At 64.7% G+C, this 23,499-nt stretch carries 21 protein-coding genes and 1 tRNA gene; 18 read left to right on the forward strand and 4 right to left on the reverse strand.

All coding sequences use genetic code 11. From position 1 onward, the window contains the following. Nucleotides 1-15: 15 nt before the first annotated feature. Nucleotides 16-933, reverse strand: a complete 918-nt coding sequence (locus tag BLEFHOIH_RS18230; RefSeq protein ID WP_088347450.1) for a patatin-like phospholipase family protein — start codon at nt 931-933, stop codon at nt 16-18. A 145-nt stretch (nt 934-1,078) separates the two neighbouring features. On the opposite strand from BLEFHOIH_RS18230, the gene BLEFHOIH_RS18235 reads away from it, so the two are divergent. Together BLEFHOIH_RS18235 and BLEFHOIH_RS18240 are read left to right on the forward strand one after the other, a co-directional pair. Continuing rightward, the gene (locus BLEFHOIH_RS18235) at nt 1,079-1,333 is read left to right on the forward strand and encodes a zinc-finger domain-containing protein (RefSeq protein WP_088347451.1); all 255 of its coding nucleotides are present in this window, start codon (nt 1,079-1,081) and stop codon (nt 1,331-1,333) included. Between the two features lie 17 nt (nt 1,334-1,350). Further along, nucleotides 1,351-2,532, forward strand: coding sequence for an FAD-dependent monooxygenase (locus BLEFHOIH_RS18240; protein WP_088347452.1), 1,182 nt, complete (start codon nt 1,351-1,353; stop codon nt 2,530-2,532). Nucleotides 2,533-2,733: 201 nt separating this feature from the next. Here the strand turns inward: BLEFHOIH_RS18240 and BLEFHOIH_RS18245 are convergent, their stop codons facing one another. Then, on the reverse strand, nt 2,734-3,396 hold the full coding sequence (locus BLEFHOIH_RS18245) for a hypothetical protein (RefSeq protein ID WP_088347453.1): 663 nt from the start codon (nt 3,394-3,396) through the stop codon (nt 2,734-2,736). A gap of 272 nt (nt 3,397-3,668) precedes the next feature. Here BLEFHOIH_RS18245 and BLEFHOIH_RS18250 point away from each other — a divergent pair, with 272 nt between their 5' ends. After that, entirely contained in the window at nt 3,669-4,610 is a 942-nt protein-coding gene (locus tag BLEFHOIH_RS18250; RefSeq protein WP_088347454.1) for a DMT family transporter, read from the forward strand. Between the two features lie 127 nt (nt 4,611-4,737). On the opposite strand, the gene BLEFHOIH_RS18255 is transcribed toward BLEFHOIH_RS18250, so the two are convergent. Then, nucleotides 4,738-5,928 (reverse strand): TAXI family TRAP transporter solute-binding subunit, encoded by a 1,191-nt coding sequence (locus BLEFHOIH_RS18255; RefSeq protein WP_170937245.1) that lies wholly within the window; start codon nt 5,926-5,928, stop codon nt 4,738-4,740. Nucleotides 5,929-6,205: 277 nt separating this feature from the next. After that, nucleotides 6,206-7,372 (reverse strand): TAXI family TRAP transporter solute-binding subunit, encoded by a 1,167-nt coding sequence (locus BLEFHOIH_RS18260; RefSeq protein ID WP_088347456.1) that lies wholly within the window; start codon nt 7,370-7,372, stop codon nt 6,206-6,208. 197 nt (nt 7,373-7,569) lie between these two features. Between BLEFHOIH_RS18260 and thrS the strand changes: the two genes are divergently transcribed. From thrS to BLEFHOIH_RS18335, 15 genes are all read left to right on the forward strand, one after another. Continuing rightward, complete coding sequence (gene thrS, locus BLEFHOIH_RS18265; protein WP_088347457.1) at nt 7,570-9,531, forward strand: threonine--tRNA ligase; 1,962 nt, start codon at nt 7,570-7,572, stop codon at nt 9,529-9,531. A gap of 228 nt (nt 9,532-9,759) precedes the next feature. Then, nucleotides 9,760-10,272 (forward strand): CARDB domain-containing protein, encoded by a 513-nt coding sequence (locus BLEFHOIH_RS18270; protein ID WP_125461784.1) that lies wholly within the window; start codon nt 9,760-9,762, stop codon nt 10,270-10,272. A gap of 182 nt (nt 10,273-10,454) precedes the next feature. Next, the gene (locus BLEFHOIH_RS18275; RefSeq protein WP_088347459.1) at nt 10,455-10,889 is read left to right on the forward strand and encodes a hypothetical protein; all 435 of its coding nucleotides are present in this window, start codon (nt 10,455-10,457) and stop codon (nt 10,887-10,889) included. 281 nt (nt 10,890-11,170) lie between these two features. Further along, on the forward strand, nt 11,171-11,677 hold the full coding sequence (locus tag BLEFHOIH_RS18280; RefSeq protein WP_088347460.1) for a single-stranded DNA-binding protein: 507 nt from the start codon (nt 11,171-11,173) through the stop codon (nt 11,675-11,677). A 178-nt stretch (nt 11,678-11,855) separates the two neighbouring features. Next, entirely contained in the window at nt 11,856-14,666 is a 2,811-nt protein-coding gene (gyrA, locus tag BLEFHOIH_RS18285; RefSeq protein WP_280950386.1) for a DNA gyrase subunit A, read from the forward strand. A 50-nt stretch (nt 14,667-14,716) separates the two neighbouring features. Then, nucleotides 14,717-15,019 carry a hypothetical protein gene (locus tag BLEFHOIH_RS18290; protein WP_088347461.1) on the forward strand — a complete coding sequence of 101 codons (303 nt, stop codon included), beginning with the start codon at nt 14,717-14,719 and terminating at the stop codon, nt 15,017-15,019. Nucleotides 15,020-15,067: 48 nt separating this feature from the next. Further along, nucleotides 15,068-15,682: a LysE family translocator gene (locus BLEFHOIH_RS18295; protein ID WP_088347462.1), complete on the forward strand. Its 615-nt coding sequence runs from the start codon at nt 15,068-15,070 to the stop codon at nt 15,680-15,682. A gap of 2 nt (nt 15,683-15,684) precedes the next feature. Further along, entirely contained in the window at nt 15,685-16,188 is a 504-nt protein-coding gene (gene coaD, locus BLEFHOIH_RS18300) for a pantetheine-phosphate adenylyltransferase (protein WP_088347463.1), read from the forward strand. A 30-nt stretch (nt 16,189-16,218) separates the two neighbouring features. Next, the gene (locus BLEFHOIH_RS18305) at nt 16,219-16,755 is read left to right on the forward strand and encodes a peptidylprolyl isomerase (protein ID WP_170937246.1); all 537 of its coding nucleotides are present in this window, start codon (nt 16,219-16,221) and stop codon (nt 16,753-16,755) included. Nucleotides 16,756-16,804: 49 nt separating this feature from the next. Then, nucleotides 16,805-17,269, forward strand: a complete 465-nt coding sequence (locus BLEFHOIH_RS18310) for a peptidylprolyl isomerase (RefSeq protein ID WP_088347532.1) — start codon at nt 16,805-16,807, stop codon at nt 17,267-17,269. A 7-nt stretch (nt 17,270-17,276) separates the two neighbouring features. After that, entirely contained in the window at nt 17,277-18,344 is a 1,068-nt protein-coding gene (queA, locus tag BLEFHOIH_RS18315) for a tRNA preQ1(34) S-adenosylmethionine ribosyltransferase-isomerase QueA (protein ID WP_088347464.1), read from the forward strand. Then, on the forward strand, nt 18,341-19,492 hold the full coding sequence (tgt, locus tag BLEFHOIH_RS18320; RefSeq protein ID WP_088347465.1) for a tRNA guanosine(34) transglycosylase Tgt: 1,152 nt from the start codon (nt 18,341-18,343) through the stop codon (nt 19,490-19,492). Before queA ends, tgt begins: the two co-directional genes overlap by 4 nt. A gap of 142 nt (nt 19,493-19,634) precedes the next feature. Continuing rightward, nucleotides 19,635-21,506, forward strand: a complete 1,872-nt coding sequence (locus BLEFHOIH_RS18325) for a hypothetical protein (protein ID WP_088347466.1) — start codon at nt 19,635-19,637, stop codon at nt 21,504-21,506. A gap of 453 nt (nt 21,507-21,959) precedes the next feature. Continuing rightward, nucleotides 21,960-22,034: transfer RNA gene (locus tag BLEFHOIH_RS18330), tRNA-Gln, on the forward strand. A 174-nt stretch (nt 22,035-22,208) separates the two neighbouring features. Then, nucleotides 22,209-23,465, forward strand: coding sequence for an integrase arm-type DNA-binding domain-containing protein (locus BLEFHOIH_RS18335; protein WP_088347533.1), 1,257 nt, complete (start codon nt 22,209-22,211; stop codon nt 23,463-23,465). Nucleotides 23,466-23,499 lie beyond the last annotated feature (34 nt).

Genomic DNA, 23,499 nt, shown 5'->3' on the forward strand with positions numbered 1-23,499 from the left:
CGCCAATATCGGCGCTCAATAGCCCAGCGCGTTCGAGGTCTGCTCGATTTCCTCGAGCTGGCGCATGGTCGCCTCATAGCCCTCGGCGATGGCGATCTTGGACTTGTGAAAATCGAACAGCCCCATGCCGCCGAGGCGGGGGGCGATGATGATGTCGGGCGGATCGCCGGCGAGGCGGGCGCGGGCGATGCGGTCCTGGGTGACGTTGAAGGCTTCCAGCAGAACCCGCGAAATGCCAGGCGCGCTGTTGCCATTGCCCTTGTTGAAGATGTTGCGCAGCATCGGGATGCGCCGCTTCTTCACCGGCCGCGCGGGCACGGGCTCCGGCGCCACCGTTTCGAGCGAGGTCGCCTGCATCGGCGTCAGCGCGGTGCGCGAGACGCCGCCATGATGCAGGTTGACGGCGATGACGAAATTGGCCCCCATCGCCCGGCAGACCGCGACGGGCACCGGGTTGACGAAGGCCCCGTCCATCAGCCAGCGGCCATTGATCTGGATCGGCCGGAAAATGCCCGGCAGCGCGTAGGAGGCGCGGATCGCGGCGACCAGCGGCCCCTTGGTGAGCCAGATTTCGCGCCCCGAGCCGATCTCGGTGGCAACGGCGACGAAAGTGTTGGTCAAATCCTCGATCTGCATGCCGGCCAGCTCGGTGTCGAGCGTGCGGCTGAGCCGCGTGCCGGACATCAGCCCGCCGCCGGTGATGTCGAGGTCGAGGAAGCGCAGCACGCCGCGCGGGGTGAGCTGCGAAACGAAATCCTCCAGGTGATCGAGCTTTCCGGCCGCGTGGCAGCCGCCGACCACGGCGCCGATCGAGGTGCCCGCGATCACGGTGGGTTTCAGCCCGCTTTGCAGAAGCGCCTTCAGGACCCCGATATGCGCCCAGCCGCGCGCCGCACCGCCGCCAAGCGCTATGCCGATCTTATTCCGCTCCATCGCCCGTTCCGTTCTGGGCCTTAACCCGCCCGCGCAAGAGCATATAGGAGTTGCGCGATTCCGCACGAAGAGAAAGCGGTTGCGGATAACGGCCCAATCCGGCAGCATCCGGCCGGCAAATTCGCAAAACACGGGATTTCGAGCGATGGCGACTTACGGTCCGCCCCATTTCACCAATGATATCGGTGTGGAGAAGATTCATATCGGCGTCAAAGAATTCCAATGTATGGGCGCGAGGCCGCCGATGGATCACCCGCATATCTATCTGGATATGGGCTCCGATGACCAGATCGTCTGCCCCTATTGCTCCACGCTTTACACCTATGATCCCAACCTTGGGCCGGATCAGTCCGATCCGCCATATTGTCTCTATCACGATGATAATCGTAAGACAGCCTGACCGGCAGGTCTGAGCAAATGAGCACTGCCGGGGCGCGGCCGGTGCTGATCGCGGGCGGCGGCATCGGCGGGCTGTCGGCGGCGCTGGCTCTCGCGGCGCGCGGCGTCGGCGTGCATGTGCTGGAGGCGGAGCGCGAATTCAGCGAGAGCGGCGCGGGCATCCAGATCGGGCCGAATGGCAGCCGGATATTGATCGGCCTCGGCCTTGGCGACGCGCTCGAGGCCGGGGCGGTCCGGCCCGAGGCGGTGATCCTGCGGGACGGCCTTTCCGGCCGGAGGCTGGCGTCGGTGCCGCTCGGGCGTGAGGCCCTGGCGCGCTACGGCGCGCCCTATTACGTCGCCGAGCGCCGCGTGCTGCACCGTATGCTGCTCGACGCGGCATCGCGAAGCCCGCAGATCCAGCTTTCGACCGGGATACGGCTGACTGCCTGCCGCGAACAAGGCCGGGGCATCGCCGCTGGCTCCGACGATGGGCGAGAGATCGAAGGCCGGGCGCTGGTCGCCGCTGATGGGGTGCATTCGCGCTTGCGCTCGATCCTGTTCGGGCGGGCGCCGGTGTTTTCCGGCCGCAACGCCTGGCGCGCGACGGCGGCTGACGCAAAGAGCCTCGCGGCGAGCGGCGATGCCGTCAATCTCTGGCTCGGGCCGGACGCGCATATGCTGCATTACCGCTGCGGTCCGGGCGGACCCGTCAACGCGGTGGCGATCGTCGGCGGCGAGGCGGCGTCGCCGGGCTGGGGAACGCGCGGCGATACTGGAGAACTGGCGCGCCATTTCTCAGGCTGGGCGGACGAGCCGCTGCGCATCCTCGCCGGCTTCAAGGATTGGATGCGCTGGCCGCTGCTTGAGCTCGCGCCGATGCGGCGCTGGAGCCGTGGCGCGGCGACGCTGATGGGCGACGCGGCGCATGTCCTGATGCCGTTCCTGGCATCTGGCGCGGTGATGGCGCTCGAGGACGCGGCAACCCTCGCCGCCGAGATGGCGCGGACGCCCGACGACCCCGCCGAGGCGTTCCGGGCCTATGAACAACGCCGGATGGCCCGCGTCGGACGGGTGCGGCGAGCGTCGGCGAGGATGGGCGAGATCTATCACATGAGCGGCGCGATGCGTCTGGCGCGCAATCTGACGCTGGGCGCGGCGCCTGAGCGGCTGCTCAGCGCGCGCAACGATTGGCTTTACGGGTACCGGGTCGAGGGTTAGGCGCTGAGCGCTTGGCTCACTCCTCACCCGGTCGCCTCACGGCGCCCGCCCTCTCCCGTAAGACGAGAGGGCCAGGCGGCGCAAGCGGTTGAAGCGGTCGCCCTCTCCAGTCTCAGCACAGCCTCTCCCCTTGTGGGAGAGGGCGGCGAATGGCGGAGCCATTGGCGCGTGAGGGAGGCCGCTGGCTCAGTCCTTCGACGCTCAGCTCGGCGGCTGGTTGTTGGCGGCGGCGAAGGCCGGGCTTTCCGGCATGACTTCCTGCGAGCGCGACAGCATGTCGGCGACCGGCTCTGGCTGCAGCAGCGCGTTCTGCGGATAGCCCTTGCCGCTGAAGCCGAGGCGCACGGTGCGCAAGGGCGCGTTGCCGCCGCCGGTCTTCACCATCAGGTCGCGCCAGCCGAAGCTCGATTCCGGCCCGACCATCACGCCCGGCCGCACATTGACCATATGCGACACCACCCGGTAGCCGACGCTTTCCTGCTGGAACACCACAAGCGAGCAGCCGGTCTTCTGGCACCAGTCATTGCCCGAGAACAGCACAATCGCCTCGGGGCGGCCGTCGCCGTTCAGATCGACGCCGGCGAAATCATACTGGCCTGGATCGCGCTTCTTGGTGATGCCGTAAAGCTCGACCGCCCGGCGCAGCTCCGGCTCGTTGACCTTGCCGGCGAGCGCGCCCCCGCCGCCCGGCGAGGCGTCCGCCTTCGGCGTCAGCGCGATCGGCGCGTCCGAGGTCAGGCCGGCCGGCGCGCTCGAGCCGCCGCCGCATCCGGCCAGACCGGTGACGGCGAGCACGGCCAGAAGCGCTGGAAGATTGTTCACTCGGACACGCGGTTTCGCGGCGGCGGAAGCGATCAGAGCCATCGGGCCATCCAGATTTTGGGGGCGATCCGCAGAGCTTGCGGCACCCGATCCATCAAATACCCAGCAACTGGGCGGTCTCGTGGCATGTTGATACCACATGAGTCGAATATCTCGCAGCCGCGACCGTCTGGCCACGGCACGAATCCACGCCGGATTGCTTTCAGCCGCCAGCCCCGCGCATGCATAACTGCCATGCGGCCCGCACATACGCCTTCGCCGCCAGCCGGTCTAAGTCTAGACTTGGGCAAAAGCATGGGTTGGGGAAACGTTCGATGACGACGCAGGCCGGGCTGCTGACCAATGAGGGCGCGCGGATGCAGGGCATCCTGCTGATGTGCTGCGCCATCGCCACCTTCTCGCTTCTGGACTCGGCGGCCAAATATCTGGTGACGGTCTCCGCCGTGCCGATCTTCCAGGCGATCTGGTTCCGCTTCGTCAGCCATGTCGGCTTCACACTCGCGGTCTTCGGCCCGCGCAATTTCGCCCATTCGATGAAATCGGCCAAGCCGGGCCTGCAGATCCTGCGCGGCATCTTCCTGTTCGCGACCACCGGCTTCAACTACGCCGCGCTGCAATATCTGCAGCTCGATCAGGTGGCGACGATCTTCTTCCTGTCGCCCTTCGTGGTCGCCGTGCTGGCCGGCCCGATCCTGGGCGAATGGGTCGGCATGCGGCGGCTGATTGCCATCATGGTTGGATTTTCAGGCGTCATCCTGGTGATGCGGCCCGGCTATGGCGGCATCCACTGGGCGGTCAGCTATTCCTTCTGCGCCACCATCTCTTACGCCGCCTACAACATCCTGACCCGCTATCTGGCCTCGCACGATTCCTCGCTGGTGACGCAGGTCTATTCGCCGCTCGCCGGCGTCGTCATGCTGGCGCCGCTCGCCTTCTGGACCTGGCAATGGCCGGCCGAGCTGTTCACCTGGGGCCTGATGATTTCGACCGGCATTTCCGGCGGCTTCGGCCATTATCTGCTGATCCTGGCACATCGCCGCTGCCCGGCCCCGATCCTGGCCCCCTTCAGCTATCTCGGCCTCATCACCCAGAGCCTCGTCGGCTATGCGGTGTTCTCGCAATTGCCGAGCGGCTGGACGCTGGCCGGCGGCGCGGTGATCATTTCCTCCGGCCTCTACCTGCTCTACCGCGAACGCCGGATGCTGAAGACCGAAGGCCCCGCCGCCGCGACGCTCTCCAGCGACCTGCCGGTCTAGCCGGCGGCGCCCGTTCATTGTCGTAACCGCGAAAGCGGGGATAGCACCGCATTCGCGACAAGCGCTGCGACGTACCGGATTCCCGCCTTCGCGGGAATGACAGCGGAGTATGCTGCTATCGATCCGCCTAACGCTGCTGCGTGCCCTGCCACTCCAGGAAGCTGCGGAACAGCTCCTCGCGGCGGTCCTCGCTCATGCCTTGCGCGGCCTCCTTCGGGGAGACATTGGTCAGGAAGCGGTCGAAATCGCGCTTGAGCTGGGCGGCGTTGACCGGCGCGCTGCCGGGCTTGTTGAGCAGCTCCTGCGCCGCGCCGAAACGCTGCCAGCCCGGCAGTTCGGCGGCCAGATTGACTTCCTTCCATTTCGGATGGCGCGGCTTCTGCAGGAATTTGTCGAAATTCTCGAACAGCGCCTTGGTGAATTTCGCCACCCGCCGGTAGCGCTCCGACCCCGGCGCCCAGTTGAACACCGCCAGCACCGCGCCGACGGCGATGGTGTCGACGGTCTGCCCTTCGGCGATGAGATTGGGGTAATCGTCATGGCTGAAGGTCGCCGGCAGATAGACCTCCTGCAGGTCCGGCACATAGGGGACGGGGAGAAGCTTGTATTTGCTGGGATTGGCCTCGATCCGGGCGAAGGCGCCGGCGGGCTTGCCGCCGAACAGGACGGTTGCCGAGATGTCGCCGCGTTTCAGCGCCTCGAAGGCGTCTTCCTGCCCCATATTGACCTCCTCGACCTTCACTTTCAGCGCGTCGAAGATGATGCGGTTGGAGATCTGTGTGCCGCTGCCCGCGTCGCTGAAATTCACCTTCTTGCCGCGCAGATCCTCGACCTTGTTGATATTGGGCGCGACCAGCAGATGCATTTCCTCGTTATAGAGGCGGGTGATGTAGCGCAGGCGGTTGGCGATGTTGCGCCCGACCTCGCCGGTATTGCTGTAATGGCGCAGGATGTCCGACTGGGTGATGCCCATGTCGGTGTTGCGCAGATAAAGGATGTCCTTGGTGTTCTGCGCCGCGCCCTTGCCGATCACCGGCAGCACGCGCAGCCTGTTGCCGTCGTCCAGCACCGCCGACATGTCGTAGGCGAAGAACAGGTAGGTGCCGTTCGGATTGCCCGATAGGATGGTGATGGTGTTGGCGTTCAGCTCGTCGACGAAGCGGTCGGTGATCGGATCGCTCGAGGCCGGAGGCGTCGCGGCCTGGGCCGCCTGCGCCACGCGGTAAGGGGCCTCGACCGCCAATGTGCCGAACCGGGCCGGCGCCGGCGCGGCCTCCGCCTCGGCGGCCGGTGACTGCCCGTATGCCGCACCGCACATAAGAGCCGCGCCCGCCATAAGCGTCGCCGACGCCAAAATACGCAAGGATTTCATTCGCCCCGTACCCTGTTTCGCAACTAACACGGGGGCAAATCTGTCAGGGATATTGCAGCGCAACAAATGCTATTTTGACGCGTATAAGCGCCTAGCTGCCCGCTCAGCGCATGGCTGAAGCGCGATCAAATCATCTATTCGATCGCGCTTCCAAACGGCTCGGATTGTGTCGTCATTCCTACAGCGCCGCCGCCTGTCGATGCGGCGGCGGACGGCTGGCGGCTTAGCGCTGCGTGCCCTGCCATTCCAGGAATTTGCGGAACAGCGCATCGCGCCGGTCGTCGCTCATCGTGGCCGCGGATTCATTCGGCGTGGCGTTGGTCAGGAAGCGGTCGAAATCCTGCTTGAGCTGGGTCTGGCTCGCGGTCTGCACCTTGGAGCTGTCGAGCAGCTCCTGCGCCGCGCCGAAACGCTGCCAGCCCGGCAGATCGGCCGCCAGATTGACTTCCTTCCACTTCGGATGGCGCGGCTTCTCGAGGAACTTGTCAAAATTCTTGAACAACGCCTCGGTGAATTTCGCCACCCGCTTATAGCGGTCGGTATTGGGTGCCCAATTGAACACCGCCAGCACGGCGCCGACCGCGATCGTCTCGACGGTCTGGCCCTCCGGGATCATGTTCGGATAATCCTCATGCGTCAGCGTCGCGGGAAGATAGTCGTCCTGCAAAGCCGCCGGATAGGGGAAGGGCAGCAGCTTGTAGTCGGGCGAACTCGGCTTGATCTTGGCGAAGGCGCCGGTCGGCTTGCCCGCGATCAGGATGGTTGCGGCGATCTCGCCCTTCTTGATGGCCTCGAAAGCATCGGCCTGGCCCATATTCACTTCCTGAATTGGGATGCGCAGCGCCTCGAAGATGAGCTGGCTTGAAGTCTGCGTGCCGCTGCCTATATCGCTGAAATTGACCTTCTTGCCGCGCAGGTCTTCAACACTGTTGATGTTCGGCGCGACCAGCAGGTGAAGTTCTTCATTGTAGAGGCGCGTCACATAGCGCAACCGATTGGCGATATTCTTACCGACTTCGCCGGTCTTGTTGTAGTAGCGCAGGATGTTCGACTGGGTGATACCCATGTCGACGCCGCGAAGATACAGAATGTCCTTGGTGTTCTGGCCGCCGCCTTTGCCGAGCACGGGCAGGACGCGCAGCTTGTTGCCGTCGTCGAGCACCGCCGACATGTCATAGGCCATGAACAGGTAGGTTCCGTTCGGGTTGCCCGAAACGATGGTCACCGTATTCGCGTTCAACTCTTCGACGAATTGATCGCGCTGGGGCACCGCCCCGCCGGCAGCTTGCGCGAGCTGAAAATTCTCCGCAGCCGTTTGTGCATAAGCCGAGCAGCTCAGAAGCAGAGCGCCGGCTGATATGATTGCTGAAGTCCATGATGTCACACGCATACCGCCCACCCCATGCTTGGTCTCAACGCCTTATGACCGCCAATTTTGTTGCGATTTGGGAGACCATAGCCCAACCTTTAAAGAAAATGCAAAATTTCCTTAGGGGAATCCCGTATTGAAATGCCGCGTCGTTAATGATAGCTGCCATCCGTCTTCAACTGTCTTACCCGCTGCGTTTGCGGGAGTGAGAGGCCTCCATGATCAAACTGACCTTCCCCGATGGCTCGATTCGCGAGTATAATCAGGGGATTACCGGCGCCGAGCTCGCCGCTTCGATTTCCAAATCCCTCGCCAAGAAAGCCGTCGCGATTTCTCTGAACGGGCAGCTTGCCGACCTTGCCGATCCGATCGAGCGGGACGGCGCTGTGAAAATTCTCACACGCGAGGATCCCGATGCCCTCGAATTGATTCGACACGACGCCGCACATGTGATGGCCGAGGCGGTGCAGGCGCTCTATCCGGGCACCCAGGTCACCATCGGCCCGGTGATCGAGAACGGCTTCTATTACGACTTCTACCGCGAGGAGAGCTTCACCCCCGACGATCTCGGCAAGATCGAAGCCAAGATGCACGAGATCATCGCCAGGGACATGCCGCTCACCAAGGAAGTGTGGAGCCGCGACGAGGCGCGGGCCTATTTCGAAAAGGCCGGCGAGGCCTTCAAGGTCGAACTCGTCGACGCCATCCCCGAAGGCGAGACGCTGAAGATCTACCGGCAGGGCGAATGGCTCGATCTCTGCCGCGGCCCGCACATGACCTCGACCGGCAAAGTGGGCAAGGCCTTCAAGCTGCAGAAGCTGGCGGGCGCCTATTGGCGCGGCGATCACCGCAACCCGCAACTCCAGCGCATCTACGGCACCGCCTGGGCCAAGCCCGAGGAGCTTGAGGCTTATCTCAAGATGCTGGAGGAGGCGGAGAAGCGCGATCACCGACGGCTCGGCCGGGAGATGGACCTGTTCCACTTCCAGGAAGAGGCGCAGGGTTCGGTGTTCTGGCATCCGAAGGGCTGGACCCTGTTCCAGGGGCTGGTGAATTACATCCGCCGCCGCCAGACCGCCGAAGGCTTCGTCGAGGTCAATTCGCCCGACATGATGGAGCGCACCCTTTGGGAGCAGTCCGGCCATTGGGAGAAATTCCGCGACAATATGTATATCGCGGAGACCCCCGACGAGAAGGTCTATTGCTGCAAGCCGATGAACTGCCCCGGCCATGTGCAGATCTTCAAGAACGGGCTGAAGAGCTACCGCGACCTGCCGCTGAAATTCGCCGAATTCGGCAAGGTGCATCGCTATGAGCCGTCCGGCGCGCTGCACGGCATCATGCGGGTGCGCCACTTCACCCAGGACGATGCGCATATCTTCTGCACCGAGGACCAGCTCAAGGACGAGTGCTTGAAGCTCAACGCCCTGATCCTCGACATCTACAGGGATTTCGGCTTCGAGGAGGTCGAGATCAAACTCGCCACCCGCCCGGAAAAGCGGGTCGGCGCGGATGAGGTCTGGGACCGGGCCGAGGCGGCGCTGAAGGAAGCGATGACCGCCGCCGGCGTCGCCTATGTGCTCAACGAAGGCGAAGGCGCGTTTTACGGGCCCAAGCTCGAATATACGCTGCGCGACGCCATCGGCCGCGACTGGCAATGCGGCACCGTGCAGGTCGATCTCAACATGCCCGAGCGGCTCGGCGCCTTCTATATCGGAGCCGACGGCGAAAAGCATGTGCCGGTGATGATCCATCGCGCCATTTTCGGCTCGCTGGAGCGCTTTACCGGCATCCTGATCGAGAACTATGCCGGCCATCTGCCGCTCTGGCTGTCGCCGGTGCAGGCGGTCGTCGCCACCGTCGTCTCCGACGCCGACGATTATGCGGTGGAAGTGGCGGCGGCGCTGGCAGCGGCGGGGCTGCGCGTCGAGACCGATCTTCGCAATGAGAAGATCAACTATAAGGTGCGCGAGCATTCGGTGACCAAAGTGCCGGTGCTGCTCGTCGTCGGCAAGCGCGAGGCCGAGGAGCGGACCGTATCGGTCCGGCGGCTCGGCAGCCAGGCGCAGACCGTCGCCGGTCTCGCCGAGACGATCGCCGACCTTGCGGCCGAGGCGACGCCGCCGGATCTGCGCGCCGAAGCCTCGGTGGCCAAGCGCTCGAACTCGAAGGCGGCCTAGCAGCCGCGACGCGAATAAACGCCGTCCCCGGAGCGATCCAGGGGCGGCTTTTTTGTGCCCAAATCCCAACCTGAACAAGTGCCTGCGAGCGCCTCAAAAACACCCTTGCATGGCCATAATTCTTTATTTGCGGCGGCTGCGATCTCTCTGCTAGATCATTCGGCTTTGTAATGAAACCGTCACAAAGTGCAGTTCCTTAGGTCGTTTCAACCGCTTGGAGTATTTCGCATGAGTGTCGCAAGACGGGGCGTAGCAATTGCGCTTGCCGGGATCATCGCCGTATTGGGGGCAGATCTCGTCGCGGCGCAGGGCAAGAAGAAGCACGAAGAAGAGACCAGCAAAGAAACATCGAAAACGCCGGCGCCTGATCTGGTCATCGTCGATTCCGAGACGGTCATCAAAGCCGGCGGCTGCGATGTCGGCGACCCGCTGATCACCGGCACCATCGCCATCAAGAACCGCGGCGATGCGCGGGCCGACCGCCTGCTCGCCAAGCCGATTTCAGCCGTCTACATCCCCGAGACGCTGGACGTCAAGGACGAGGACATCGTTCCGAACGCGCTGCAGCCGCTCGAGCTGTTCTCGACCGACATCCTGGCCGGCAAGGGCGTCGTCAAGACCGGCCGCGGCTTCGAGGGGCAGCGCAAGGTCTATGTCGTCGTCGACCCATATAATGAGATCCCCGAGAGCAACGAAAAAAACAACCTGATCGTCCGCACCGTTACCTTCAAATGTAAATAGTCCGGCCTCATCGAGTGGCCCGGCGCGGATCGCTCTGGGCCATTCGATGCTTCGGGGACATCAATGTCCCATTAACGCCTCTTGCGGTCTCGTTTACCCTTTTATTCAAATTTCGTTCTAATCCGTTTCAAATTGCACCATTTTCGTCCCAGCATTTTCTCGAATGACTGGGATCTCACATCATGGGACGACATCTGTCTTGCCTCCTCGCCGCGCTGATCGTCAGCGCGTTCGCGCTCCTGGCTCCGGCAAGCGCCGAAGCCGCCTCCTATCCGACCGCATTCGCCCCCGCCCTCAGCGAGGCCAGCTTTCTCAAGGCCGGCTATTATGGCGGCTACCGCGAAGACAAATCCTATGACGATTACGACCGCCGCTACGACGACGACAATGGCGATGACGGCGACGAATACAAATACAAGCGCCGCTACCACCATTGCGGCGGTGCCGGCTACCGCCAGAAATATGTCTGCGAGAATAACGAGCCGCGTTGCTTCCGCCAGCGCGAGTGCATCTGGTATTTCGGCCGCGAATATTGCCGCTATGTCCGCAAATGCGTCGGCGGCGAGAAATACTGCAAATGGATCACGGTGCCGTCCGGCTACAATTCCTGCGATTGACCGCCGCAAACCTTGCCAATTCGTCCTCTCCTCCTCTGAGCGCGAGCCCTTCCGGCCCGCGCTTTTTTCTGTCCGCCTTGGCAGCGCGCGTAAGCATTTGCACCAACTGACCGCTTGGCTTGACAAGCCGCCCCGGGCCGTCTAGAACTTTTCCAGAACATCAACCCCTTGCATCTCCCATGCGCTGGCCTGGCATGTGGAAAAGCCCGGGCGCGTTGCGGCATGGCCCGGCGCCGGGCGCTAGAATGCCAGCCGAATCGTAAGGGATAGAGAGGCACGTCATGGCCGGTTCGGTGAATAAAGTCATATTGGTAGGCAATCTCGGCGCCGACCCGGAGATCCGCCGCACGCAGGACGGCCGTCCGATCTGCAACCTGCGCATCGCCACGTCCGAGAACTGGCGCGACAAGGCCACCGGCGAGAAGCGCGAGAAGACCGAATGGCACCGCGTCGTCATCTTCAGCGAGCCGCTCTGCAAGGTGGCCGAGCAATATCTGAAGAAGGGCGCCAAGGTTTACATCGAGGGCCAGCTTCAGACCCGCAAATGGGAAGACCAGGGCGGCCAGGAGCGCTTTTCGACCGAAGTCGTGCTGCAGGGCTTCAACGGCGTCATGACCATGCTCGACGGACGCGCCGGCGGCGGTGGCATGAGCGAGGAAACCACCCCATATGACCGGGGAGGCGATGAACGCCGCTCCAGCGGCGGTCGCTCGCGCGGCGCTGACGCCGGCCCCAGCAGCAGCAGCAAGAGCTTTGACAAGGATCTGGACGACGAGATCCCGTTCTGAGGCGGTTGCGGCGCTCCCGGCTGAAGTCTGTTCGTATTGTCGCGGCCGGCACCCGCGCTGGTTGCTACCGCGTGATTTCGTGGCTATAGTCCGCCGCAAATCCCATCCACAAGCGAACGCATGCGTGTCGTGACGACGCGGAATTGAAACGTGGCGAAGACTTTCTCCGGCTGATCCATTGGCAGAAAAACCCCAACATAGCGGCGGCAGCGACGAAGGTTCGGACATCCGTCCGATCTCGATCGCGGCCGAGATGAAGCGCTCCTATCTCGATTACGCCATGAGCGTGATCGTGGCCCGCGCGCTGCCCGACGTGCGCGACGGCCTGAAGCCGGTGCATCGGCGCATCCTCTATTCGATGCACGAGCAGGGCTATGAATGGAACAAGCCCTACCGGAAATCCGCCCGCGTCGTCGGCGACGTCATCGGTAAATACCATCCGCATGGCGATCAGGCCGTCTATGACGCGCTCGTCCGCATGGCGCAGGATTTCTCCATGCGCCTGCTGCTGATCGACGGCCAGGGCAATTTCGGCTCGGTCGACGGCGATCCGCCCGCGGCCATGCGATATACCGAAGTCCGGCTGCAGAAGGTCGCCGGCGCCCTCCTGGACGATCTCGACAAGGACACCGTCGATTTCCAGGACAATTACGACAATTCCGAGCGCGAGCCGGTGGTCATGCCCGCGCGCTACCCCAATCTGCTGGTCAATGGCGCCGGCGGCATCGCGGTCGGCATGGCGACCAACATCCCGCCGCATAATCTCGGCGAAGTCATCGACGCCTGCATCGCCTATCTCGACAATCCGGCCATCACCATCGAAGAGCTGATCGAGATCGTCCCCGGCCCGGATTTCCCGACCGGCGGCCTCATCCTCGGCCGCGCCGGCATCCGGGCCGCCTATCACAAGGCGCGCGGCTCCATCGTCATGCGCGGCCGCGTCAGCGTCGAGACCGTGCGCAAGGAGCGCGAGGCGCTGATCGTCACCGAGATCCCCTATCAGGTGAACAAGGCGACGATGATCGAGCGCATCGCCGAGCTGGTGCGCGAGAAGCGCATCGACGGCATCTCCGACGTGCGCGACGAATCCGACCGCCAGGGCTACCGCGTCGTCATCGAGCTGCGCCGCGACGCCGTCGCCGATGTGGTGTTGAACCAGCTCTACCGCTTCACGACGCTGCAAAGCACCTTCGGCGCCAATATGGTCGCGCTGAATGGCGGCCGTCCCGAGCAGCTCAATCTGAAAGACATGATCCAGGCTTTCGCGCAATTCCGCGAAGTCGTGGTGTCGCGCCGCACCAAATTCCTCTTGGCCAAGGCCCGCGACCGCGCCCATGTCCTCGCCGGCCTCGCCATCGCCGTCGCCAATATCGACGAAGTCATCAAGCTGATCCGCAGCGCGCCCGATCCCTCGACCGCCAAGGACCAGCTCATGGAGCGCCATTGGCCGGCGGCGGACGTCGCCCATTATATCGCGCTGATCGACGACCCGCGCCACCGCGTCCAGGATGACGGCACCTATCGCCTCTCCGAGGTCCAGGCCCGCGCCATCCTCGATCTGCGCCTGCAACGCCTGACCGCCCTCGGCCGCGACGAAATCGGCGAGGAGATGCGCGCCCTCGGCGAGAGCATCAAGGATTATCTCGATATTCTGCGCTCGCGCGCCCGCGTCGTCACCATCATCAAGGACGAGCTCTTGGCGATCCGCAAGGAGTTCGCAACGCCGAGGCGCACCGAGATCGTCGATGTCGAGGCCGATGTCGACGACGAGGACCTGATCCAGCGCGAGGACATGGTCGTCACCGTCAGCCATCGCGGCTATATCAAGCGCGTGCCGCTGTCGACCTATCGCGCCCAGCGCCGCGGCGGCAAGGGCCGCTCCGGCATGGCGACGCGCGACGAGGATTTCGTCACCCGCCTGTTCATCGCCAACACCCACACGCCGCTCTTGTTCTTCTCCTCGCGCGGCATGGTCTACAAGATGAAGGTGTGGCGCCTGCCGGCCGCCGCGCCGCAATCGCGCGGCAAGGCGCTGATCAACCTGTTGCCGCTGCAGCAGGACGAATCCATCACCACCATCATGCCGCTGCCCGAGGACGAGACGACCTGGGCCAGCCTCAACGTGATGTTCGCCACCTCGATCGGCGATGTCCGCCGCAACGACCTCTCCGACTTCGTCGAAGTGCGCCAGAACGGCAAGATCGCCATGAAGCTCGACGAGGGCGCGGCGATCATCGGCGTCGGCATCTGCACCGAGAACGACAATGTGCTTCTGACCACGGCGGGCGGCCAGGCCATCCGCTTCCCGGTCTCCGATGTGCGCGTCTTCAAGGGCCGCGAGTCGAACGGCGTGCGCGGCATTAAGCTCGAAGGCGACGACAGCGTCATCTCGATGGCCATCCTGCGCCATGTCGAGGCCTCGCCCGCCGAGCGCACCGCCTATGTCAAGCAGGCGAGCGCCATCCGCCGCGCCGCGACCGGCGAGCGCCCGGCCGCCGATGAGCCCGATATGGGCGCCGAGGAAGGCACCGAAGGCGCCGAGGCGACCGCCGACCTGACCTCGGAGCGCTATGCCGAGCTCGGCGCGTCCGAGCAATTCGTGCTGACGGTCTCCGAAAACGGCTTCGGCAAGCGCACCAGCGCCTATGAATACCGCGTCTCCGGCCGTGGCGGCAAAGGCATCATCGGCATGATCGTCAATGAGCGCAACGGCAAGCTGGTCGCCTCATTCCCGGTCGAATATACCGACCAGATCATGCTCGTCACCGATGGCGGCCAGATGATCCGCTGCCCGGTCGAGGGCATCTCGATCGTCGGCCGCTCGACGCAGGGCGTGCGCATCTTCAACACCGCCGAGGGCGAGCGCGTGGTCTCGGTCCGCCCGATTTCCGATGACGGCACCGCGAACGGCAATGGTAACGGCAATGGCGAGAACGGCGACGAAGGCGGCGAGGCCGGGGACGCCGGCGAGCCGCCCGCTGGCGAATAGCGTCGGCGGGACGTGCGGATGCTCTTCCCTGCTGCTGTGACGAGGAAAGCATGAAGGCCGATCTGAATCAGACGGCGGAACTCGTGGTCGATGAGGCCTCCTTTCTGCGCTTCCTTAAGGCTTTGGCAGACGACTGGAACGACGAGGAGGCCAAGGAACGAGGTCAGCCATCCCATCCATACGGCCCGGGAGCGAACGGATGGGAGAATGGTACGATCGGCAATTTCCTTGAAGCGGCCGCAGCCTGGGCCAACGCTAGCCCGGCGGAAGCCAGCCGCATCGTCGAAACCGCCGCGGGAACTGTTTGGCAGCGGGTGGCGCAGATTCTCCTCGCGGGAAAGTTCTATGAGTAGGCTAGCGTCCTGGAAAAGCTCGACTCCCAATCTTTCGTGAGCGCGGATATGTCCATTCAACTCTATCTCACCTTCGTCCTCGCCTGCTTCGTGCTGGCGATCACGCCCGGCCCCAACATGTCGCTCTTCCTCGCAACCGGCACGGCCCACGGCACCCGCGCCGCCTTGATGACCGTGCTCGGCAGCGCCACGGGCCTCTCCATCCTCGTCCTCGCCGCTACGCTCGGCATGGGCTCGGTGATGAGCGCTGCCAGCCACTGGTTCGACGTTATCCGCTGGGTCGGCGCGGCCTATCTGGTCTGGCTCGGCTACAAGCAGCTGCGCGCCGCCTTCCGCAACGGCCCCGCCGGTCCCGTCCCCGCGCCGAGCCGTGGCCGCTGGTTCTTCCAGGGCGCCGCCGTCTCGCTCTCCAACCCGAAGGTGCTGCTCTTCCTCGGCGCCTTCTTCCCGCAATTCATCGACCCGGCCTCAGCCGTCGCGCCGCAGCTGGCGCTGATGGCCGTCACCTTCGTGCTGACCATCGCCGCGGTCGACGCCACGCTCGCAACGGCCGTCGGCTCGGCCAAGGACTGGTTCACCGGCCGCCGCCGCCGCGTCGCCGACGGCGCCAGCGGGCTGATGCTGGTCTGTGGCGGCCTCTGGCTCGCCGCGCGGAGGACATAGCCATGTCCCGCACCGTCTTCTATGCCGGCAGCTTCGATCCCGTCACCTTCGGCCATCTCGACCTGATCGCGCGGGCGGCGCGGCTGTTCGGCCGCGTCGTGGTCGGCGTCGGCGTGCATCACGGCAAAAAGCCGCTCTATTCGGACGACGAGCGCGTCGCGCTGCTGCGCCTCGAGATCGCCGCCCTGCCCGCCGCCCGCGGCATCGAGGTCGTCACTTTCGACACCCTCGTGGTCGACGCCGCCCGCGCCCATGGCGCCTCGGCCGTGCTGCGCGGCATCCGTGACGCCACCGACTTCGACTATGAAATGCAGATGTCCGGCATGAACGCCGCGCTGGCGCCCGATCTCGATACGATTTTCCTGCCCGCCTCGAGCGCCTACCGGCACATTGCCGCCACTTTTGTCCGCCAGATCGCGCAAATGGGCGGTGACGTCACCGCCTTCGTCCCGCCGGCGGTCGCCAAGCGCCTGTACGACAAGTTCAATTCGCCCGCCGCACCGTGAGCCGGCCCATCCATTCGGAGTTCGCCTGAGATGATGCGTATTTTCGGCCTCCTCTTCGCTTTTGCCGTGCTGACCGCCGCCAGCGTCCAGGCCGCCAGCAAGGACACCGTCTATCTCGACCTCAAAGGCGGCCGCGTCACCATCGAATTACGCCCCGACCTTGCGCCCAAACATGTCGAGCGGGTCAAGAAGCTCATCAAGGAAGGTTTCTATAACGGCCTGAAATTCCACCGCGTCATCACCGGCTTCATGGCCCAGACCGGCGACCCGACCGGCACCGGCGCCGGCGGCTCCAGCTATCCGGACCTGCCCGCCGAATTCACCAAGACGCCGTTCAAGCGCGGCACGCTGGGCGCCGCCCGCACCGGCAACCCGAACAGCGCCAACAGCCAGTTCTTCATCGTCTTCGAGGATTCGCCCCATCTGAACGGCCAGTACACGGTGTTCGGCGAGGTGGTTGACGGCATGCAGTTCGTGGACAAGATAAAAAAAGGGAACAGCTCCAGCGGCGAAGTCTTTAATCCCGATATCATCGTCAAGATGCAGCTGGCATCGGACGCAAAATAAGCGGGGCTAACCCCTCGATAACCAGAAAAGGATGACCCTCATGGCGACGATCAAAGATCCCGAAAACACGCTGATCATGGACATGACGCATGGCCGCGTGGTGATCGAAATGCTCGCCAATGTCGCGCCGAACCATGTCGCGCGCATCAAGGAGCTGGCGCGCAAGGGGTTTTACGACGGCATCGTCTTCCACCGCGTCATCGACGGCTTCATGGCGCAGACCGGCGACCCGACCGGCACCGGCATGGGCGGCTCCGGCCAGAAGCTGAAGGCCGAGTTCAACGCAACGCCGCATGAGCGCGGCATCGTCTCGATGGCCCGCTCCAGCGACCCCAATAGCGGCGACAGCCAGTTCTTCATCGTCTTCGGCGACGCCACCTTCCTCGACCGGCAATATACCGCCTGGGGCCGGGTGATCGAGGGCATGGAGAATGTCGACAAGATCAAGCGCGGCGAGCCGGTGAAGAATCCGGACAAGATCAACACGCTGCGCGTCGCCGCCGACCCGGCCTGACCGGGCCGTGCGCGTCGATGCGTTCGACTTCGAGCTGCCGGAGGCGCGCATCGCGCTCCGCCCGGCCGAGCCGCGCGAGGCGGCGCGTCTGCTGATCGTCGCGCCGGGCGGGGAGCCGGAGCTGGCGGACCGCCGGATGGCCGACCTCCCCGAGTTCCTGCGGCCGGGCGACGTGCTGGTGTTCAACAACACGCGCGTGCTGCCGGCTCAGCTCGTCGCCCGCCATCTGGGACGCCCCGAGGGCTCGACGCCGATCGGCATCACGCTGCATAAGCGGATTTCCGACACCGAATGGCACGCCTTCGCGCGGCCCGCGAAAAAACTCAAAACGGGCGACCGGCTGGCCTTCGGCCCCGATTTCCAGGCCGTCGTCCGTGAGCGCTTCGATGCCGGGGAACTGGCCCTTGTCTTCGACGCAGGCGATACCCCGTTCGAGACCCGCCTCGCGGAACACGGCAAGATGCCGCTGCCGCCCTATATCGCCTCGCGCCGCCCCGCCGATGCGCGCGACCTCGACGACTACCAGACCGTCTTCGCCACCGAACCAGGCGCCGTCGCCGCGCCGACCGCCGGCCTGCACTTCACCGACGCGCTGAACGCCAAGCTCGCCGCCGCCGGCATCGGCACCGCCCTGCTGACCCTGCATGTCGGCGCGGGCACCTTCCTGCCGGTCAAGGCCGAGGACACCGCCGATCACCGCATGCATGCCGAATGGGGCACCCTCTCCGCCGAAACCGCCGCCCGCCTCAACTCCGCGCGGGCGGAAGGCGGCCGCATCGTCGCCGTCGGCACCACCTCGCTGCGCCTGCTCGAAAGCGCCGCCGCCGAGGATGGCCGCATCGAGCCGTTTTCCGGCGATACGGCGATCTTCATCACGCCCGGCTACCGCTTCAAGGCTGCGGACCTGCTCATCACCAATTTCCATTTGCCGCGATCCACCCTATTTATGCTGGTCTCCGCATTCTCGGGTCTGGATCTCATGCAACGCGCCTATGCCCACGCCATCGCCGACGGCTACCGCTTCTATTCCTATGGCGATGCCTGCCTGCTCGCGCCCGAACCCTTGCGCGCATGACGACGCCCTTCGCCTTCACCCTGAAAGCCCAGGACGGGGCCGCGCGCCTCGGCGAGATCACCACCTCGCGGGGGGCCATCCGCACGCCCGCCTTCATGCCGGTCGGCACGGCGGGCACCGTCAAGGCGATGCTGACCGACAGCGTCAAGGCGACCGGCGCCGACATCCTCCTCGGCAACACCTATCATCTGATGCTGCGCCCCGGCGCCGAGCGCGTCGCCCGGCTCGGCGGATTGCACCGTTTCATGAACTGGACCGGCCCGATCCTCACCGATAGCGGCGGCTTCCAGGTGATGTCGCTGTCGCAGCTCAGAAAAATCTCCGAGCAGGGCGTCACCTTCCAATCCCATATCGACGGCGCCAGCCATACGCTCACCCCCGAGCGCTCGATCGAAATCCAGACCCTGCTCGGCGCCGACATCCAGATGCAGTTCGACGAATGCACGCCCTTCCCGGCGACCTCGGAGGCCGCCCGCTCATCCATGGAACTGTCGCTGCGCTGGGCCGAGCGCTCCCGTGCCGCCTTCGCCGAAATGGCCGGCCCGCATCAGGCGCTGTTCGGCATCGTCCAGGGCAGCATTTTTCCCGATCTGCGCGCCCGCTCCGCCGCCGCGCTGACGGCGATGGATTTCCCAGGCTATGCCATCGGCGGCCTCGCGGTCGGCGAGGGACAGGCCGCGATGCTCCGCACGCTGGAGACGACCACGCCGCTGCTTCCCGCGCACAAGCCGCGCTATCTGATGGGCGTCGGCACGCCCTCCGATCTCGTTGCCGCCATCGCGCGCGGCGTCGACATGTTCGACTGCGTGATGCCGACCCGCTCCGGCCGCCACGGCCAGGCTTTCACCTGGGCGGGGAAAATGAATTTACGCAATGCGAGCTATGCCGAGGACAGCCGCCCGCTCGATGAATCCAGCGCCTGCCCGGCCGCCCGCGACTATTCCCGCGCCTATCTGCATCACCTGTTCAAGGCCGGTGAAATCCTCGGCGCGATGCTGGTGAGCTGGGCGAATGTCCATTTCTATCAAGACCTTATGGCCGAAGCACGCCTCGCCATCGCCGAACGGCGCTTCGCCGCCTTCGCCGAACGGGTCGCCGCCGCCTATCCCCCGGCGACGCCCGGCGCCGACGATGCCGAACGGCCATAGTCTGCGGACAGCCGCGAAAACCTTCCGCTAAAGGGTTAACGCCGTCGCCGTCGCCGTGCTATGGGAGGCGCGGGGAGCCCGCACTCGCGTGGCGGGACGTCTAGGGGAGGTCTCGGCAATGCGCCTAGCTGCAGCCATTATATTGTCTGTCCTATCCACCATCGCCTCAGCGGCCGACCTGCGGGCGACACCGGCAGTCGCCGCCGAACGCGCCGATGCGCTGCAATGCGGCCCGGCGGTGACAATCGAAAATGCCGATGCGTCCGGCGCGATCACGGCGAAGGCCCAGGCCGATGCCGATGCGCTCGCGGACCGCCTCGCCGAGCTGCCGGACGCCGCCAAGGCAAGCGTCGCCGCGCTGGCGAGCACGCACGGGGCGGACGAAGCGCTCGTCCGGCGCGCCTATTTTGGCGCGGTCTGCGCCCGGCTCGCCGAGAAAACCGTGGCTCCCGGCGATGCCAAATCCGCGCTGACCGCCGTCGCCACCGCACTCGGCGTCGCCTATCCGGGGCCGGAGACCGGCGCGTCCGCCGAAGCCAAGCCGGTGGAGGCCGCGCCCGCCGCGCCGGAAGCCGCGCCCGCGGCGCCCTCGCCCGCTCCCGAGCCGCAAGTCGCGACCGCTCCCGAGCCGACGAGCCCTGCCCCGGCCGCGCCGGAGGCTATACCGGCATCGCCGCAAGCGGCTGCCGCGCCGGAAACGGCAAGCCCCAGCCCCGCGCCAGCTCCCGAGGTCGCTCCGAGTGAGCCGCAGCCGGCCGCTCAGCCTGCGCCCGAAGCAACGCCCGCGCCGCCGCAAGTCGCGGCCGGACCGGACGCTTCACCGGCGGAGCCGCAGCCGTCCGCCAGCCCCGCGCCGAGCGAGAATCAGCCCGTGGCCGCGGCCGAGCCGCCCTCCGCTCCCGCTCCGCAGGACAGCGCTCCGGGCGCCCTGCCGCAGGCCGGCCAGAGTGCCCCGGCCGCCGAAACGCCCGCGCCGAGCGAGACGGCCGCCGCGCCGAGCCCTGCCGCTCCGGAACCGGCGCCCGTCGCAGCCGCGCCTGAAGCCGCCGCACCGCCGCCTCCGCCCGTTGCAATGGCTCCGGCACCGGATGGCGCGACGCCCGCACCGGAAACCAAGGCCGCCGCTCCCGGCGGCAGCGTCACCGGCACGCTGGGCGAGGAGGAATGCCGCGCGCTCGGCGTGCTGAGCAATTGCCCCGATCTCAACCTGGCGCTCGACCGGCTGCTGGAAAAGCCGCTCGAATTCAACCGCCCCGACACCATGCTGCTCGGCCGCAAGACCGAGATCGCCCTCGTCCTGCGCACCGACTGGCAAGGCAAGGATCTGCCCGCCGAAGTCTCGGAGGAGCTGAAGGGCCTGCCCGGCGCGGTGCAGCAGGGCATCAGCAAGATCACCCGCGTGATGTCGGCCGAGCTGACCGGCCGCGATTTCGACATCACCCCCTCCGCGCGCCAGGAGCGCACGGTGGTGCCGCCGCAGCCGGTGAGCTGGAACTGGCAGGTCTCGCCGACCGAAACCGGCACTGACAAAACCCTGAAATTGCGGCTCTACGCCCATTTGCAGGGCCCGGACGGCACCATGCCGCCGCTGCTGGTGAAGACGCTCGACGCCAGCATCAAGGTCGACGTGACGACATGGGATTGGCTGGTGATCCAGGCGCGCACGCTGGAGCCGGTCTATGCCATCGGCGCGGCGCTGATCGGGCTGTTGACGGCGATCCTGACCTATTTCCTTGCGCGCAGAAGCGAGCCTGCGAGCGCGGGCGGCGCGCCGCACTCGGGCGGCGGCACGACCGATGCCTCGACGCGCTATAGCGGTCCGGTGATCGGCGACCTCGGCCAAAGCGCCACGGACAGCCGCCCCGCTCCCGCCGCCAAGGCTCCAGACGCCCCCCCGGCCGCCGCCGCGGACCAGGACGCCCTGCCCGCCCCCGCCGCCGTACCGACACCGGCGAGCGATAGCGTGCCGCCGGCCGCCGCGCCAGACGCCGAACCGGAGCCGAAGAAAGAGTGACCATGGCCCGGCGGCGCAATCGACGCGCCGCCGGGCTGATCGCTTTCAGACTATAATGTGAGTTGCGGTGCTTGCTCTTTAAATAAAGAATGCAAAATTCACTCAGTCGTAAATATAAAGATCCTTCACGAGCCAGAATAGGATTATAAAATACAGAACCAGACTTGGGATTACGATACCTAATCCAATCTTCGACATGCCCTGAAGGTCCCCACCTGTCCAAACACTGTGGACGCGGGGAGTCTTAATTGGGGCGAAATCGGTGCGCAATCAGATTTCGGTATGGGCATCCACCTATCCTCCGCCCGTGACCTTTTTGATGAAGCCATAAGCAGGCCGTCCCCTCTCCGAGGCCGCGCAGCGCGATCGACGTTCTTATTTTGTTCACCTCGCCACCGGCCAACTCTACGGCTTTACAATAGGGGGAAACCTCGCTATCTCACGGTTAGGAATTGGGGCGTCGCCAAGTGGTAAGGCAACGGGTTTTGATCCCGTCATTCCTAGGTTCGAATCCTAGCGCCCCAGCCAATTTCAATTCCACGACCTTCCAAAGGCGTGCTTCCAAACATTGGAAAGCCTTAAAAACCAACGTGTGCGCGTCCAATCCCTTCCGCATTGGTCCATTGGCATCCATAAAATATGTTGGTAAAGCGGTTGGTACCTTTGATAGTACCAACCGCGAGCGGGGGCTTTGATACCAACATGGCTTTGACAGACACATTTTTGCGGGCAGCAAAGGGGCGTGAAAAACCCTGGAAACTGGCGGATGGCGGCGGTCTTTTCATATTGGTGCAGCCGGACGGCAAGCGATATTGGCGCCTCTCGTATCGATTCGCAGGCAAGCAAAAGACGATGGCGCTCGGCGTCTACCCACTTGTGACCCTCAGCGCTGCTCGGAAGGCCCGCGATGCGGCAAAGCTGCAGCTCGCCGAAAACATCGACCCCGGGGAAGTGCGCAAACTCGAAAAGATGGCACTGACGCATGCGGCAGATCGGTCAATCGAGGCTGTCGGCCGAATGTGGCACGAGAACAAGAAAGCGTCGCTGGCGCCGCGATACGCCGGCCAGATCATGGACCGGCTCGAAGCGGATGTTTTCCCCGTAATCGGGAAGCGTTTGATTGCCGACATCACAGTGCCTGAGCTGCTGCAGATGTTGCGCAAGATCGAGGCGCGCGGTTCGCTGGTGATGGCGAAGCGGGTCCGGGAGCACGTCAGTCAAATTTTTCGTTTTGCGGTATCTGAGGGCATTATCCCAAAGGCGGAAAATCCGTGCGATCATCTTCTGGGATCGCTGAAGCCTTCGCCTAAGGTGAAGCCGCGCGGCCGGGTTCACCTGAATGAGCTGCCAGAATTATTGCGCGCGATTGACGGTTACGATGGCGAGGCAACGACCCGCCTTGCCTTGAAGCTTGTCATTCTGACTCTGACTCGGACCACCGAAGTGCGTGGCGCGCTGTGGGCAGAATTCGAAGGTCTCGACACGGCGGAACCGCTTTGGCGCATCCCCAAAGAGCGAATGAAGATGGCCCGCGAGCACTTAATTCCATTGCCCAAGCAGGCCGTGGCGATACTGGACGAGCTGCGCCCCCTCACCGGGTGCTCACCGCTTTTGTTCACATCGCCGGCACGCGAAGGCATCATGTCCAATAACACCATGCTCTTCGCATTGTATCGGATGGGTTATCACTCTCGGATGACGACGCACGGTTTTCGCGGCATCGGATCCACGATCCTTAATGAGCGCGGTTTCGATTCCGATGCGATCGAGCGCCAACTCGCGCATGACGATGACGACAAAATCCGCGGCGCCTATAATTCGGCCGAATATCTACCGGAGCGCCGCGCCATGCTGCAGTGGTACGCCGACCACCTCGACGTGGTGAAGGCTGCCACCCCGGGCGACAAAGTCGTTTCGCTTCCTGTCATAAAAAAGCTGTCCAAGGCCTTCCGGGGATAGCGAAAAAAGGCGCTTGCTATCCAAGGAGGAATCA

The sequence above is a fragment of the Rhodomicrobium sp. R_RK_3 genome (assembly GCF_002198715.1).
Lineage (GTDB): Bacteria > Pseudomonadota > Alphaproteobacteria > Rhizobiales > Rhodomicrobiaceae > R-RK-3.

Bases quoted from the DNA above. Each gene is read 5' to 3' on its own strand.
- BLEFHOIH_RS18230 (WP_088347450.1), bottom strand. From the start codon at position 933: ATGGAGCGGAATAAGATCGGCATAGCGCTTGGCGGCGGTGCGGCGCGC.
- BLEFHOIH_RS18235 (WP_088347451.1), top strand. From the start codon at position 1,079: ATGGCGACTTACGGTCCGCCCCATTTCACCAATGATATCGGTGTGGAG.
- BLEFHOIH_RS18240 (WP_088347452.1), top strand. From the start codon at position 1,351: ATGAGCACTGCCGGGGCGCGGCCGGTGCTGATCGCGGGCGGCGGCATC.
- BLEFHOIH_RS18245 (WP_088347453.1), bottom strand. From the start codon at position 3,396: ATGGCTCTGATCGCTTCCGCCGCCGCGAAACCGCGTGTCCGAGTGAAC.
- BLEFHOIH_RS18250 (WP_088347454.1), top strand. From the start codon at position 3,669: ATGACGACGCAGGCCGGGCTGCTGACCAATGAGGGCGCGCGGATGCAG.
- BLEFHOIH_RS18255 (WP_170937245.1), bottom strand. From the start codon at position 5,928: ATGTGCGGTGCGGCATACGGGCAGTCACCGGCCGCCGAGGCGGAGGCC.
- BLEFHOIH_RS18260 (WP_088347456.1), bottom strand. From the start codon at position 7,372: ATGCGTGTGACATCATGGACTTCAGCAATCATATCAGCCGGCGCTCTG.
- thrS (WP_088347457.1), top strand. From the start codon at position 7,570: ATGATCAAACTGACCTTCCCCGATGGCTCGATTCGCGAGTATAATCAG.
- BLEFHOIH_RS18270 (WP_125461784.1), top strand. From the start codon at position 9,760: ATGAGTGTCGCAAGACGGGGCGTAGCAATTGCGCTTGCCGGGATCATC.
- BLEFHOIH_RS18275 (WP_088347459.1), top strand. From the start codon at position 10,455: ATGGGACGACATCTGTCTTGCCTCCTCGCCGCGCTGATCGTCAGCGCG.
- BLEFHOIH_RS18280 (WP_088347460.1), top strand. From the start codon at position 11,171: ATGGCCGGTTCGGTGAATAAAGTCATATTGGTAGGCAATCTCGGCGCC.
- BLEFHOIH_RS18290 (WP_088347461.1), top strand. From the start codon at position 14,717: ATGAAGGCCGATCTGAATCAGACGGCGGAACTCGTGGTCGATGAGGCC.
- BLEFHOIH_RS18295 (WP_088347462.1), top strand. From the start codon at position 15,068: ATGTCCATTCAACTCTATCTCACCTTCGTCCTCGCCTGCTTCGTGCTG.
- coaD (WP_088347463.1), top strand. From the start codon at position 15,685: ATGTCCCGCACCGTCTTCTATGCCGGCAGCTTCGATCCCGTCACCTTC.
- BLEFHOIH_RS18305 (WP_170937246.1), top strand. From the start codon at position 16,219: ATGATGCGTATTTTCGGCCTCCTCTTCGCTTTTGCCGTGCTGACCGCC.
- tgt (WP_088347465.1), top strand. From the start codon at position 18,341: ATGACGACGCCCTTCGCCTTCACCCTGAAAGCCCAGGACGGGGCCGCG.
- BLEFHOIH_RS18335 (WP_088347533.1), top strand. From the start codon at position 22,209: ATGGCTTTGACAGACACATTTTTGCGGGCAGCAAAGGGGCGTGAAAAA.